The sequence below is a fragment of the Marinobacter goseongensis genome, from assembly GCF_023156235.1.
Taxonomy (GTDB): domain Bacteria; phylum Pseudomonadota; class Gammaproteobacteria; order Pseudomonadales; family Oleiphilaceae; genus Marinobacter; species Marinobacter goseongensis.
Genome location: NZ_JAKZAI010000009.1, coordinates 100,283 through 114,096, shown reverse-complemented (window position 1 = coordinate 114,096; position 13,814 = coordinate 100,283). Strand labels below are relative to the sequence as shown.

The following is a 13,814-nucleotide window of genomic DNA, read 5'->3' as shown; positions in this document are numbered from 1 at the left end:
GTTCGGGAGGCAGTATGGCAATTTCTTTTGATAGCGCACTGGGTGTTCACCCGCAGGCTCTGATGGCCCGGGAGAAGCGTGGCGAAGTGCTGGCCAACAATCTGGCCAACGCCGATACGCCGGGCTTCAAGGCCCGGGATGTGGATTTCCGCGCCATGATGGAAAAAGCCCAGCAGGAAGCCAGCGGCTTTGGTATGGCACGCACCCACGAGGGTCACATGGACACCTCCATGGGTGGCATGGGCGCCGACGCCGAGCTGCTGTACCGCACGCCACATCAGCCGTCGGTCGATGGCAATACCGTGGATGCCCAGCAGGAACAGAGCCGGTTCATGAGAAACGCGATGGACTACCAGGCCAGTTTTCAGTTCCTGAACAGCAAATTTTCGGGCCTTAAAAAAGCCCTGACCGGTCAGTAAACCGGACGCAGCCTGAGAGCAGAGGAGCAGCATTATGTCCCTGGGTAACATTTTTGATATCGCCGGTTCCGGCATGACCGCACAGTCACTGCGGTTAAATACCACTGCGTCCAACATCGCTAACGCGGAAACGGCCAGTTCAAGCACCGAGGGCACCTACCGTGCTCGCAAACCGGTGTTCGCGGCCATCCAGCAGTCCATGATCAACCCGGACTCTCAGGGCATGCAAGGCATGGGTTTCAACGGCGGTTCCGGTGAGGGTGCGGGCGTGCGGGTTGACGGCATCGTGGAAAGCGATGCGGAGCTGCAGATGCGTTATGAACCGAACCATCCGGCGGCCAATGAAGATGGCTACGTGTTCTATCCGAACGTCAACGTGGTCGAGGAAATGGCTGACATGATGTCGTCATCCCGCAGTTTCCAGATGAACGTCGACATCATGAATACCGCGAAGTCGATGATGCAGCGCATTCTCACACTTGGGCAGCAGTAAACGGGCGAGGACTGACCGATGAGCGCAATTAACGCAACAGACGCTGCCGATGTACTGGGCAAGTTCCGGGTGCAGCAGGATTCCGCCGCGGCCGGCGGCAACGAACTGGGCAAGAATGAGTTCATGGAGCTGATGATTGCCCAGCTCAAGAATCAGAATCCGCTTGAGCCCCAGGATAACGGCGAATTCATCTCCCAGCTGGCGCAATTCAGCTCGCTCGAGGAAATGCAGGGGCTGTCGAAGAGCGTAGACGACGTGGCCAGCCAGTTCCGCTCGACTCAGGCGTTGCAGGCCTCCGCCATGGTGGGCCGTACCGTGCTGGCACCATCTGAAATCGGCATTCTGGGTGCCGAGGGCGAGATTACCGGAACGGTGGAAGTGCCTGCATCGACCGGGGGGCTGCGCGTGTCCATCGAAAGCCAGAATGGCGAGCGGATACGTCAGATTGACCTCGGCGCCAGTCAGGCCGGTATTGCGTCCTTCCAGTGGGATGGCAAAGACGGCAACGGCAACGCCTTGCCGCCCGGGCCCTATCGCATTGTGGCAGAGGGTTCTTACCCGAGCGGCACCGAACAACTGGCTACCCGTATCAGCGCCAACGTGGACAGCGTGTCTCTGGGGCAGGGTGGCAAGGTAACACTGAATCTGGCGGGTATGGGCTCCATTGCCCTGTCGGACGTCGAACAAATCAACTGATACCGGTACGGAACCACGAGGTGAATTATGGCTTTTAACACAGGGCTTAGCGGTTTGAGGGCGGCGTCGGTTGATCTGGACGTCACCGGTAACAACATTGCCAACGCCAGTACGGTCGGCTTTAAAGGCAGCAAGGCGCAGTTCGGCGATCTGTACGCCAGCGGTTTTCTGAGCTCGGGCACCAATCCGATCGGTGACGGCGTGCGGGTGCAGGACGTCAAACAGTCTTTCGGTCAGGGCAACATCAGCTTTACCGACAACGGCCTGGACATGGCCATCAATGGTGACGGCTTCTTTGTTCTGAACAACGGCGGTGAAATCCGTTACTCCCGTGCCGGTCAGTTCGGCATCGACAAAGACGGTTTTATCACCAACAACCAGAACATGCGGGTCCAGGGCTTCACCGCCGACGCTGACGGCAACCTGTCCGGGGTGCGCGGCGACCTGCAGGTGGAAACCGACAACCTGGCGCCGCGGCGAACCACCAATCTGCGGTCAGACCTCAATCTGGACTCCAGGCAGAGTGTGCTGGAGAACCGTATTCGCGATCTGGGTGAAACGCTCAATGTGGCAGACCTGGATGGCGACGTGTTCCAGATTCAGTACTCGGATGGCACGACGTCGCAGCCGATCACCATAGGGACCGGTGAGCCGGCCAACGAAGTGGCCGAACTCCTGGGATCGCAGAGCGGGGTAAATGCTTCGGCGCGGACCCAATTCGATCTGTCCGGTCAGTTTGACATTACCCAGTTGCAGACGGATCTGGCAGACCCGGATTTCGAGCTCACGATCTCTCTGAACGGGAGTGATAACGTGACTTTCCGCGGCAGCGACGGCATTACCGATCTGAACACGTTGGCTGCGGCCATCAACAATTCGGAATTGAACACACTGCGCGCGCGGGTAAGCGATACCGGTGACGACATCGAAATTACCGACAGCCGCGGGTTTACCGTGGATATGGGGTACACCACCGGTGCTGCCGGGGCTCAGGACTTCGTTGACCCGCAGCGCGGCAACCTGTTTGTGACCACCGAGCGTGATGTCAGCGGCATTGCCACCGCTGCCGGCGGAACCGACGCTTTCGCCACCGCGTACGACAGCGGCGAGACGCGAATCACCAATGAATTCAATCCGCTGGACCAGCGTACCTACAATCACGCCACGTCCACCACGATTTACGACAGCCTGGGCAACTCCCACGAGCTTACCCAGTTCTTCGTAAAAGAACCGGCACCGGGTAACGGTGTTGGCCAGAGTGAGTGGTCTGTTTACTTGCAGATCGACGGCGAGATGGTTGCCGGCACGGATGAAGCGCCCTACACCGCCCGTTTCAATCAGGACGGCGCGCTTCAATCGATTAACGGTGATCCCAACGGCGAGATTGTGGTGACCGACTGGATCCCGAAAGACGTCAACGGGCTGCCCAACGGCAGTGACGGCCCGCCCGCGGCCGGGGAAGAGGTGGTGACCCCGATTCCTGAGCCTCCGACCACGTCTGCCTTCGTCGTGGATCTGGGTAATACCACCCAATATGGCAGTGCCTTCGGGGTGAATGACCAGAACCAGAACGGCTTCACAACCGGCCGTTTGTCCGGTCTGGACGTGTCTGATCAGGGCATTCTGTTTGCCCGTTACACCAACGGGCAGTCCAAAGAGTTGGGGCAGGTGGCGCTGGCAGCCTTCAATAATACTGATGGCCTGACACCGGTGGGCGACACTACCTGGGTGGAAACCTTCGAGTCCGGTCAGCCGATCATTGGCGCGCCGGACACTGGCACCCTGGGTTCCATCAAGGCGAGCTCGCTGGAGGATTCCAACGTGGATCTGTCTGCGGAGCTGGTGAATCTGATCATTGCCCAGCGGAACTATCAGGCCAATGCCAAGACCATCGAAACCTCCGATGCGGTCACCCAGACCATCATCAACCTGCGTTAATCCCTGAACTATAAATCTGGCACAACTCCTGCAGGATGACTGGAAACAGTCAAAATTCCGGCAGGAGTTTTCCCATGGATAAAGCCCTTTATATTGGAATGTCTGGCGCCAAGCAGAACATGCTGGCCCAGCGCGCGCACGCCAACAACCTGGCTAACGTGAGCACCACAGGGTTCAAGAAAGATTTTGCCCAGGCCCGCAGCATGCCGGTGTTTGGCGAACATCATCCTACCCGTGCCTACGCCATGACCGAGCGCCCGGGTACGGATCTCTCCGCCGGCGCCCTGATGGAAACCGGCCGCAAGCTGGACGTTGCCGTGGAAGGCGATGGCTGGCTGGCGGTGCAGAACCAGCTGGGCCAGGAAGTCTTCACCCGCTCCGGCAGCCTGCAGGTCGACGTGAACGGCCTGCTGCGAAATGCCAACGGTGACATGGTCATGGGCAACGGCGGGCCCGTCGCGCTGCCTCCTTTCGATAACCTTCAAGTCGGCTCCGACGGTACCATTTCCATCATTCCGGTGGGCGGTCCTCCCGATCAGCTGGTGGAGATTGATCGGCTGAAACTGGTGAATCCGCCCCCCGCAGCACTGGAAAAAGGTGAAGACGGCTACATCCGTCGTAAAGCGGATCAGGCTCTGGATGGCCCGGAGCCACCGGATGCCGCGTTGCGGGTGGCATCTGGCTTCCTTGAAAGCTCCAACGTCAACGCCGTTGAGGAAATGATTGCCAACCTGCAGCTGTCGCGACAGTACGAGATGCAGGTGAAAGTAATGACCACCGCCAAAGAGAATTCCGAGGCTTCGGCACGGCTGTTGCAGAACCTTTGATAAACCACAGCATCATTCGCCGGACGGGTGAAAAAGCGGCAAACAATGGCCGCCTGATTTCACCCCAGGGCAAGGAGTAAAACCATGCATCCAGCACTTTGGGTCAGCAAGACCGGGTTGAGCGCACAAGATACCAAGATGACCACCATCTCCAATAACCTGGCCAACGTGAATACCACGGGCTTCAAACGGGATCGGGCGGTGTTTCAGGATCTGCTTTATCAGGTCAACCGCCAACCGGGTGGTATGAGCACGGAAAACTCCGAGCTGCCCTCCGGCCTGCAACTGGGTACCGGTGTGCGAGTGGTGGGCACCACAAAGCAGTTTTCACAGGGCAACCTGGAAGTGACCGAGCAACCGCTGGATCTGGCCGTCAATGGCCGGGGCTTCATGCAGATACTGCTGCCGGATGGACAGATTGCCTATACCCGTGATGGCCAGTTCCAACTCAATGCCGATGGCGACATCGTCAACCCGGACGGTTACACGCTGGAGCCCAACATCAACGTGCCGGAAGGCGCCACCAACATCACCATCGGTAAGGATGGCACAGTGTCCGCGGTAGTGGATGATCAGGCGGCACCGGTGAACCTGGGCGAGATTACTCTGGTGGATTTCATCAATCCGCAAGGGCTTCAGGCCATCGGTAACAACCTTTACAAAGCCACCAACGCCAGTGGTGATCCCGCTGAGGGCGAGCCGGGTATTGGCGGCCTGGGCAGCCTTGAACAGGGCATGGTGGAGTCTTCCAACGTTGAGGTGGTTGAGGAGTTGGTCAGCATGATCACCACCCAGCGCGCCTACGAGATGAACTCCAAGGTGGTGTCGGCCACCGACCAGATGCTGCAGTTTATTACGAACAACATCGGTTAACCGCTTGACGGCTCGGTGAGGGGATAAGACATGAAACGCATCGCGATAACCAAACCAGGAACTCCACTCAGCGTTTTGGCGCTGGTAGGGGTTCTGATCGTGCTGCAGGGATGCACGGCCATGAGCCGGCCGCGGGCCATGCCGGACGACCCGGCGTATTCGCCAGTGCGCGCTGAAGCCATGATGCAGCGCGACCCCCATTCCGGGGCCATCTATCAAACCTCCCGCAACTATAACCTCTACGGTGACACCGTCGCGCTAAATGTCGGCGATGTGTTGACCGTGACCCTCGAGGAGTCAACGCGGGCCAGCAAGAACGCGGAAACCAGCATTACCAAGGATCAGGACATCTCGTTACTGGCGGCGGAATTGCTGGGTAACGCGGGGTTGGGCGTGAACACCGATCTGCAGCAGGAGCGGGATTTCGAAGGCTCGGCCGAAGCCGACCAGAGCAATAGCTTCGCCGGCAGCATCACCGTGACGGTTACCGAGGTGCTGCCCAACGGAGTGCTTCACATTCGCGGCGAGAAGTGGCTTTCGCTAACCAATGGCGATGAGTACATCCGTCTCAGCGGTCTGGTTCGCCCCCAGGACATCGCCCCGGACAACACCGTGGCATCCAATCGCATTGCGGATGCGCGCTTTGCCTACGGCGGCACCGGTGACTTTGATCAGGCTAACCAGATGGGCTGGCTGGCCCGCTTCTTCAACAGTGAGTGGTGGCCGTTATGAGGATGATCCGGTTCTGGGTTGTTGTTCTTGCTATGGCCGTCGTGGCGTCGCCAGTGCTGGCGGATCGCCTCAAGGATCTGGCGCGCATCAAGGGTGTTCGCAGTAACCAGCTGGTGGGCTACGGCCTGGTGGTGGGTCTTGATGGCACCGGTGACAAGGCGCCGTTTACCAATCAGACGTTCCGCAACATGATGAACCAGTTTGGCGTCACCCTCCCGGAGGGGGTCAACCCGAATCTGAAAAATGTCGCCGCGGTGACCGTCAGTGCCACTTTGCCGCCCTTTGCCAAGCCGGGTCAGGAAATGGACATTACCGTGTCCTCCATCGGCAACGCTGACAGCCTGCGCGGTGGTACCTTATTGATGACCCCGCTGAAGGGCGCCGACGGCCAGGTGTACGCCATCGGCCAGGGTAGCCTAGTGGTCGGCGGTTTCGGTGCCCAGGGTCAGGACGGTTCCCGTATTACCGTGAATGTGCCGTCCGTTGGTCGCATTCCCAATGGTGCCACCATCGAACAGGAAGTGATCTCACCGTTCAGCAAGGGCGATACCATTACTTTCAACCTGCTGCGGGCTGATTTCACAACGGCGCGACGGGTGGTTGAAGCGATCAACGATATCCTCGGTCCGGACATGGCTTATGCCCACGATGCCACCTCGGTGTCCGTCAAGGCGCCGCGTGATGTGAATCAGCGGGTCAGTTTTCTGTCCATCCTGGAGAACATCGAAGTGAGCCCGGCGGAAGATGCCGCCAAGGTAGTGATTAACAGCCGCACCGGCACCATCGTGGTGGGGCAGAACGTTAAGGTCAGCCCGGCGGCGGTGACCCATGGCAACCTCACCGTGACCATTCAGGAAAACCCGGAGGTCGAGCAGCCGAACCCGTTCGCGGGTGGTGAGACCGTCATCGAGCCTGATACCCAGATTGCGATTACCGAGGATCCCGCCCGTATGTTCAAGTTCGGACCGGCGGTCACCCTGAACGAGATCGTTCAGGCGGTAAACCAGGTAGGCGCCGCGCCGGGTGATGTGATGGCGGTGCTGGAAGCGCTCAAACAGGCCGGCGCACTGCGCGCCGAGCTGATCGTGATCTAGGTGACGTGATGCAGGATTCCAGCGTTCAACAAGCCCGTATCTACACTGACTTCAGTGGCCTCAACGAGCTCAAGAACCAGGCCAGAACGGACAAGAAAGCCGCTTTGCAGGAAGTGGCCCGTCAGTTTGAGAGTCTGTTTCTCGGCGAGATGCTGAAGTCTATGCGTAAGGCGGGCGATGTGTTCGCCGAGGGCAATTACCTGAACAGCAACGAATCCGAGCATTACCGTGACATGTTCGACAACCAGCTCAGCCTGAGTCTGTCGCAGAAGCAAGGCACCGGCCTGGCGGAAGCACTGGTGCGCCAGCTGAGCCGCCAGATACCCGGCATGAATGAGGAGGGCGACAAGCTCTCCGGGCATAAGGCCACGCTGGCGGATTACGACCGCGCGGTGCCGGTCCTGTCGGAGCGGTTACCGGAACGGGTGCAGGAAGTGAATCGCGTGGCGCCCCCGGGTAAGGCGGCAGATGTTGCCGAGGCCATACCGGTGGCAGATAGCGCCGCGCCGCCACCCAAGCGTTTCAGCAGCCCGGAAGAATTCGTACAGACACTGTTGCCGATGGCGCAGCGTGTTGCCCGTGACAGCGGCATCAGCCCTCGCCTGATGGTTGCGCAGGCCGCGCTCGAGACCGGGTGGGGCAAACACATGATTGAAGGTGGCAGTGGCGAGCCGAGCCATAACCTGTTCGGCATCAAGGCGGACCACCGCTGGCAGGGCGAGGCCGTGGACATTACCACCACCGAGTTCCGTGAGGGCGTGCCCATGAGTGAGCGGGCGGCATTCCGGGCGTACCCGGATTACGAGTCGAGCTTCCGCGACTACGTGGCGTTCCTGGAATCCAACCCGCGTTACCGAGATGTATTAGCCAGTGCCGACCGGCCCGAGCTGTTTGCCCAGAAATTGCAGGATGCCGGCTATGCCACCGATCCGGAATACGGTGCCAAGATCCGACGCATCATGAATGGCGATTCTCTGATGACCCTGTCACTGGGCGAATCAGAGGCTGAGGAGTAAGCGATTATGGCAGGGCTGATTAACATTGGTCTGACGGGCGTCCTTAGCCACCAGACAGCATTGAACACGACCGGTAATAACATCACCAACGCCAACACCCCCGGTTACAGTCGCCAGGAGGTGCAGTTCGACACTCAGTCGGGTCAGCGTACCGGCGCGGGTAGCGTTGGCAGTGGTGTGAGCATTACCAACATTCGCCGGCTGGCCAACGAATTTCTCTCCCAACAGCTGCGGGAAGACACCACCCTGTACGGTGAGCAGGACACCCTGCGATCCGAGCTCAGCCGTCTGGACAACCTGCTGGGCAGCGAAACCACCGGGCTGAGTGACGCCCTGAACAACTTCTTTGCCAGCCTGCAAAACGCCGCTGAAGATCCCGCCTCATTGCCGCAGCGCCAGCTGGTGTTGAGTGAAGGTCAGCAGGTGGTCAATCGTTTCCAGGCGCTGAATCAGGAATTCATCCAGCAGCGCGAGTCCGTCAAAACCCAGATGCAGCAGGGCGTGAAAGACGCCAACACGCTGCTGCAGAGCATCGCCGAGCTTAACCTGGCGATCTCAGAATCGCCCGGGCTCGCAGAGGGCAAGATGCCCAACGAGTTGCTCGACAAACGGGACGATGCGCTACGCGAACTGTCTGAACTGGTGGGCATCAAAGTGACGCCGACCGAAGGCAGCCAGGTGAATGTGTCCCTGAATAACGGTTTGTCGCTGGTGGTTGGCAGTAATGCGGCGGAATTTGGCACCCGTGAGAGCGCTCAGGACCCGACGTCTCTGGAGTTTACCCTGCGAAACGGTGGTCGCACCCTGATGGTGGACAACCAGATCAACGGGGGCAAGCTCGGCGGTTTGCGCCGCTTCGAGTCGGAAGCGCTGCGGCCGGCGTTTGAGGAACTGGGGCGGGTTGCCATTGCGCTGTCGGATGCCCTGAACCACCAGCATGAGATTGGTCTGGATCTGGAGGGCGAGCTTGGCGGGCGGTTCTTCACCGACATCAACAACGCTGCCGCTCAGCAGGGGCGGGTGATTGCCAATGCCAACAACCAGGTGCCCCAGAACGGTCAGCTGGCGGTTGAAATCACCGACAGTGGCGTGCTCGAAGCCGGTAACTGGACCCTGCAATTCAGCGGCGACGGGCGCAGCTATGAACTGGTCGATAACGCCACCGGTGAGATTGCCAATCAGGGCCGCCTGCCGGACCCGGTGGATTCGGAGATCTCGATGCCGGGATTCAATATCCGTATCGAGGGTGGCACGTTCAATGCCGGTGACAAATATCTGATTCAGCCGACCCGCAATGCGGCGGCCAATATCAATATGGAAGTGGAGCGGGAAGAGGATCTGGCGTTTGCCAGCCCGGTACGGGCGGAATCTGATCTGGGTAACAGCGGCACCGGCAAGATCAATCAGGGCAAAATGCTGGACGTTCGCAACCCGTTCACCAATTCGCTGCTGCCGTCGTTCCGTTCGGAAGGCGAGCTGACCAACGGCCCGCTGGAAGTCCGCTTCGCCGACGACGGTGCGGGCAACCTGGTGTTCAGCGTGTTTGATAACAACGGCGACGCAATCATTGACGAAAAGCCCTATCAGGCCGGTATCTCCAACAAGTTGTTCAGCGAGAACCCCGGCGATGGCGCCGAGTATCAGGGCTTCCAGTTCGAGATCTCCGGCAATCCTGCGGTAGGCGACGTTTTCTCCATCGACTTCAATGAAAACGGTGTCTCTGATAACCGCAACGCCGAGTTCCTGGCGGCCCTGGGGACCGCCAACACCATGAACGGTGGTACTCAGAATTTCACCGAGGGCTACGCCGGGCTGGTGGAAGCCGTGGGCGTGAAAACCCGACAGAGCCAGCTCGACAGCGACGCCGGAGCCACCCTGCTGGAGCAATCAACCAACCAGCGGGAATCGGTCTCCGGAGTGAATCTCGATGAGGAAGCCGGCAAGCTGATTCAGTACCAGGCCGCCTATAACGCATCCGCCCAGGTGATGAGCGTGGCGCAGGATTTGTTCAACACTCTGTTGCAGAGTTTCCGGTAACAGGGAGAGGTGATGTGACATGATCAGAATATCCTCACAACAAGTGTTCTCCGGTGGTATCAACCGGATTCAGGATCTCAACACTAGCCTGAACAAGACTTCGGAGCAGGTGTCCACCGGCAAGCGGGTCAACCGGCCGTCGGATGACCCGGTCGCCGCGGCGCGGATTCTCAAGCTGGATCAGGAGCTGGGCCGGGTGGAAACCTACCAGCGCAATGCGCAGCTGGCGGATAACCGCCTGAAACAGGAAGAAAGCACGTTGGCGAGCGCTGTTGACGTGATCCAGCGGATCCGGGAGCTGACGGTTCAGGCCGGTAACGGAGCGTTGTCGCCCAATGACCGCCAGTCTCTGGCCTCGGAAATGAAAGAGCGCCTGGGGCAACTGGCTAATATCGCCAACACCAAAGACGCCTCTGGCGAGTTCATCTTCAGCGGCTTCCAGGGTAACCAGCAGGCCTTTACCCAGAATGTCTCCGGCGACTGGGTGTACCAGGGCGACGAGGGCCAGCGGGTGCTGGAGATCGACGACGGTGTTACGGTGCCGATCAGCGATCACGGCAAGGGCATATTCGTGGACGTGGTTGCAGCTGAACCCACGTTCTTTGCTGAGGCCGCGAAGTCGAATACCTCGGGCGCGCAGATCAGTTCCGGTATGGTGGCGGATCGGGATGCGTTTGATCTGGTGTACCCGGACGACATCGCTGTGTCTGTGGTGGATGACGGCGCAGGGGGGCTGGAGGTGCAGGCCTTCAACCGCCGCACCAACGATCCGTTGCCGGTCGTGCCGGCAGCCTACACCGGTGGCGGCAGCTTTGAGGTGGCAGGTGCTCAGGTCGAGGTGTTCGGCGCGGTCGAGGGTGACGAATTCACCCTTAAAACAGCCCAGAAACAATCGGTGTTCACCTCCATCGAAAAGCTCATCTACGGGCTTGAGAACATCGACAAGACGGCTCCGGGAGGGCAGGGCGCCTATGACGATCTGATCGCCAGTTCCCTGACTAATCTCGATAACGGGCAGGAAAGCATTGTGCTCAAACAGACCGAGCTTGGGGGACGGATGAATGCGGTGGAATCCACTCAGTCATTCCTCGAGGATTCGTCGGTGTACAGTAACGAAATTCGGTCCCAGCTGCAGGATGTGGATTATGCCGAGGCCATCAGCACACTGAGCTTCCAGAGCTTCGTTCTGCAGGCCGCTCAGCAGTCCTTTGCCCAGGTTTCACAGTTGTCATTGTTCGACCGCCTGTAAGAAAATGACTGCCGGAACAAGGAAGTCCGGCGCTTGTTATTGCTTTCACATTCAGGCTCAGTATAATCCCCACCACTCTCCGATGGCGGCGTGGTGAAATTGGTAGACACGACGGATTCAAAATCCGTTGGGGTAAAACCCGTGGCGGTTCGAGTCCGCCCGCCGCTACCACTTACAAGCCGCAATACGCGGTGTCGTGAACAGTCCATTCAATGAATGTCTCCGATTTCCACTTTGATCTGCCGGATGAACTCATCGCCCGGTATCCTCTCAAAGATCGCAGTGCGTCCCGTTTATTGAGTCTTAACGGCCTGTCCGGGGAGACCAATCACCTGCGGTTTACTGACTTACCCGACCTGCTTCAACCCGGCGACCTGCTGGTGTTCAATGACACCCGGGTGATTCCGGCGCGCCTGTTCGGGCGCAAGGAATCCGGTGGGCAGGTGGAAATACTGGTGGAGCGGGTTCTGGGTGAGCGTGAGCTGGTTGCTCATGTGCGCGCGTCCAAGGCGCTCAAGCCGGATCAGAAAGTCATTCTCGAAGACGGCACCGCCCTGCGCATGACCGGCCGCGAGGATGCGCTGTTCCATCTGGTGTGCGATAGCGGTGAGGCGGTGCTCGATCTGCTGGAACGTATTGGCCACATGCCGCTGCCACCCTACGTGGACCGCCCGGACGAAGACTCCGACCGCGAGCGCTATCAGACCGTCTATGCCCGTAAGGCAGGCGCCGTTGCTGCGCCCACGGCCGGACTGCATTTTGACGAGGCACTTCTCGAAAAAATACAGGCCAGCGGTGTTGAGGTGGCCTGGGTGACCCTGCACGTGGGCGCCGGCACCTTTCAGCCGGTGCGGGTCGATCGAATTGAAGAGCACGTCATGCACAGTGAGGTGGCCAACGTGCCGGATGCGACGGTTGACGCGGTGAATCGCGCCCGCGCCCGGGGTGGACGTGTCATCGCCGTGGGAACCACGTCGGTACGCTCTCTGGAATCCGCGAGTCGTGGCGGGGTATTGAGAGCCTTCCGGGGCGAGACCGATATCTTTATCCATCCCGGCTACCGTTTCCAGACGGTAGACGCCATGGTCACCAATTTCCACCTGCCTGAATCGACCCTGATCATGCTGGTCAGCGCATTCGCAGGCTACAACAATGTCATGGCGGCATACGCCGAAGCGGTGCGGGAGCAATACCGTTTCTTCAGTTATGGCGACGCCATGTTTATTACCGGCCAGGACCCCAGCCTCGGCACCCTGATCGCCCATAACGGGGATGCCGGGCAAGACAGCGGAGTGACATCGTGAGTGAATCCTGCTTTATGTCGTTTGAGAAGCTCGGGGAAGACGGGCGAGCGCGGCGCGGCCGCCTGACGTTCCCCCGGGGAACCGTGGAAACCCCCGCGTTCATGCCGGTGGGTACGTACGGCACGGTCAAGGGCATGCTGCCGCGGGATATCAAAGAGATCGGTGCCGAAATCATTCTCGGCAATACCTTTCACCTGATGCTGCGCCCAGGCACCGAAGTGGTCAAGGCCCATGGTGACCTGCACGATTTCACCCAATGGCAGGGGCCGATCCTGACGGATTCCGGTGGTTTTCAGGTGTTCAGCCTTGGCGAAATGCGCAAGATCACCGAAGAAGGTGTCACCTTCCGCTCGCCGGTGGACGGCTCGCCGGTGAAGCTCAACCCGGAAATTGCCATGCAGGTTCAGCGGGATCTGGGTTCTGACATTGTCATGATTTTCGACGAATGCACCCCGTACCCGGCAACGGAGAAGCAGGCGAAAGAGTCCATGGAGCTGTCACTGCGCTGGGCGAAACGAAGCAAACAGGCGCATGCCGGCAACCCGGCGGCGTTGTTCGGTATTGTTCAGGGTGGCATGTACGAAGCATTGCGGGACCAGTCCCTTGAAGGACTCACGGACATCGGCTTTGACGGCTATGCCATTGGGGGGCTTTCGGTGGGCGAACCGAAAGAGGATATGCTCCGCATTCTGGATCATCTTCCGACCCGCATGCCGGAAGACAAGCCCCGTTACCTGATGGGGGTTGGCCGCCCGGAAGATCTGGTCGAGGCCGTGCGCCGTGGAGTGGACATGTTTGACTGCGTGATGCCAACCCGTAATGCCCGCAATGGCTATCTGTTCACGTCCACCGGTATCGTCAAGATCCGCAATGCGAAGAATCGTCACGACACCGGTCCCCTGGATGCCACCTGCGACTGTTACACCTGTCAGAATTTTTCGAGAAGTTATCTGCATCATCTCGATAAGTGTGGAGAAATGCTGGGGTCCCAGCTCAACACCATCCATAACCTGAGGTACTACCAGAACCTGATGGCCGGATTGCGTGGCGCTATTGAAGCAGGTACATTGTCGGACTTTATTAGCGACTTCTACGCCCGTCGAGGGGAGACAGTGCCGCCGTTGGCGGACTGACAA

The 13,814-nt window shown here is 59.3% G+C and carries 13 protein-coding genes and 1 tRNA gene; all 14 read left to right on the top strand.

The annotated features are described in order from the left end of the window. The first annotated feature begins 14 nt into the window (after positions 1-14). On the top strand, positions 15-419 hold the full coding sequence (flgB, locus tag MLC70_RS10100; RefSeq protein ID WP_248183547.1) for a flagellar basal body rod protein FlgB: 405 nt from the start codon (positions 15-17) through the stop codon (positions 417-419). Between the two features lie 34 nt (positions 420-453). Further along, positions 454-912: a flagellar basal body rod protein FlgC gene (gene flgC, locus MLC70_RS10095; RefSeq protein ID WP_248183545.1), complete on the top strand. Its 459-nt coding sequence runs from the start codon at positions 454-456 to the stop codon at positions 910-912. Between the two features lie 18 nt (positions 913-930). After that, positions 931-1,608, top strand: coding sequence for a flagellar hook assembly protein FlgD (locus tag MLC70_RS10090; RefSeq protein WP_248183543.1), 678 nt, complete (start codon positions 931-933; stop codon positions 1,606-1,608). Positions 1,609-1,635: 27 nt separating this feature from the next. Further along, positions 1,636-3,546, top strand: coding sequence for a flagellar hook protein FlgE (locus MLC70_RS10085; RefSeq protein WP_248183542.1), 1,911 nt, complete (start codon positions 1,636-1,638; stop codon positions 3,544-3,546). Between the two features lie 74 nt (positions 3,547-3,620). Beyond that, a complete protein-coding gene (locus MLC70_RS10080; protein ID WP_248183541.1) occupies positions 3,621-4,373 on the top strand; it encodes a flagellar basal body rod protein FlgF in 753 nt (250 codons plus the stop codon). A gap of 84 nt (positions 4,374-4,457) precedes the next feature. After that, positions 4,458-5,246 carry a flagellar basal-body rod protein FlgG gene (gene flgG, locus MLC70_RS10075; RefSeq protein WP_248183540.1) on the top strand — a complete coding sequence of 263 codons (789 nt, stop codon included), beginning with the start codon at positions 4,458-4,460 and terminating at the stop codon, positions 5,244-5,246. 30 nt (positions 5,247-5,276) lie between these two features. Then, positions 5,277-5,978, top strand: coding sequence for a flagellar basal body L-ring protein FlgH (flgH, locus tag MLC70_RS10070; protein ID WP_248183539.1), 702 nt, complete (start codon positions 5,277-5,279; stop codon positions 5,976-5,978). After that, a complete protein-coding gene (locus MLC70_RS10065) occupies positions 5,975-7,072 on the top strand; it encodes a flagellar basal body P-ring protein FlgI (RefSeq protein WP_282448414.1) in 1,098 nt (365 codons plus the stop codon). Before flgH ends, MLC70_RS10065 begins: the two co-directional genes overlap by 4 nt. An 8-nt stretch (positions 7,073-7,080) precedes the next feature. Further along, entirely contained in the window at positions 7,081-8,088 is a 1,008-nt protein-coding gene (flgJ, locus tag MLC70_RS10060) for a flagellar assembly peptidoglycan hydrolase FlgJ (RefSeq protein WP_248183538.1), read from the top strand. A 6-nt stretch (positions 8,089-8,094) separates the two neighbouring features. Further along, positions 8,095-10,125, top strand: coding sequence for a flagellar hook-associated protein FlgK (gene flgK / locus MLC70_RS10055; protein ID WP_248183536.1), 2,031 nt, complete (start codon positions 8,095-8,097; stop codon positions 10,123-10,125). A 19-nt stretch (positions 10,126-10,144) separates the two neighbouring features. Then, on the top strand, positions 10,145-11,374 hold the full coding sequence (flgL, locus tag MLC70_RS10050; protein WP_248183533.1) for a flagellar hook-associated protein FlgL: 1,230 nt from the start codon (positions 10,145-10,147) through the stop codon (positions 11,372-11,374). Positions 11,375-11,458: 84 nt separating this feature from the next. Further along, a tRNA-Leu gene (locus tag MLC70_RS10045) sits at positions 11,459-11,545 on the top strand. Between the two features lie 41 nt (positions 11,546-11,586). Continuing rightward, complete coding sequence (gene queA, locus MLC70_RS10040) at positions 11,587-12,678, top strand: tRNA preQ1(34) S-adenosylmethionine ribosyltransferase-isomerase QueA (protein ID WP_248183532.1); 1,092 nt, start codon at positions 11,587-11,589, stop codon at positions 12,676-12,678. A 14-nt stretch (positions 12,679-12,692) separates the two neighbouring features. Beyond that, positions 12,693-13,811 (top strand): tRNA guanosine(34) transglycosylase Tgt, encoded by a 1,119-nt coding sequence (tgt, locus tag MLC70_RS10035; protein WP_248183627.1) that lies wholly within the window; start codon positions 12,693-12,695, stop codon positions 13,809-13,811. Positions 13,812-13,814 lie beyond the last annotated feature (3 nt).

Coding starts and splice junctions, on each gene's coding strand:
- flgB (WP_248183547.1), top strand. CDS start 15: ATGGCAATTTCTTTTGATAGCGCACTGGGTGTTCACCCGCAGGCTCTG.
- flgC (WP_248183545.1), top strand. CDS start 454: ATGTCCCTGGGTAACATTTTTGATATCGCCGGTTCCGGCATGACCGCA.
- MLC70_RS10090 (WP_248183543.1), top strand. CDS start 931: ATGAGCGCAATTAACGCAACAGACGCTGCCGATGTACTGGGCAAGTTC.
- MLC70_RS10085 (WP_248183542.1), top strand. CDS start 1,636: ATGGCTTTTAACACAGGGCTTAGCGGTTTGAGGGCGGCGTCGGTTGAT.
- MLC70_RS10080 (WP_248183541.1), top strand. CDS start 3,621: ATGGATAAAGCCCTTTATATTGGAATGTCTGGCGCCAAGCAGAACATG.
- flgG (WP_248183540.1), top strand. CDS start 4,458: ATGCATCCAGCACTTTGGGTCAGCAAGACCGGGTTGAGCGCACAAGAT.
- flgH (WP_248183539.1), top strand. CDS start 5,277: ATGAAACGCATCGCGATAACCAAACCAGGAACTCCACTCAGCGTTTTG.
- MLC70_RS10065 (WP_282448414.1), top strand. CDS start 5,975: ATGAGGATGATCCGGTTCTGGGTTGTTGTTCTTGCTATGGCCGTCGTG.
- flgJ (WP_248183538.1), top strand. CDS start 7,081: ATGCAGGATTCCAGCGTTCAACAAGCCCGTATCTACACTGACTTCAGT.
- flgK (WP_248183536.1), top strand. CDS start 8,095: ATGGCAGGGCTGATTAACATTGGTCTGACGGGCGTCCTTAGCCACCAG.
- flgL (WP_248183533.1), top strand. CDS start 10,145: ATGATCAGAATATCCTCACAACAAGTGTTCTCCGGTGGTATCAACCGG.
- queA (WP_248183532.1), top strand. CDS start 11,587: ATGAATGTCTCCGATTTCCACTTTGATCTGCCGGATGAACTCATCGCC.
- tgt (WP_248183627.1), top strand. CDS start 12,693: ATGTCGTTTGAGAAGCTCGGGGAAGACGGGCGAGCGCGGCGCGGCCGC.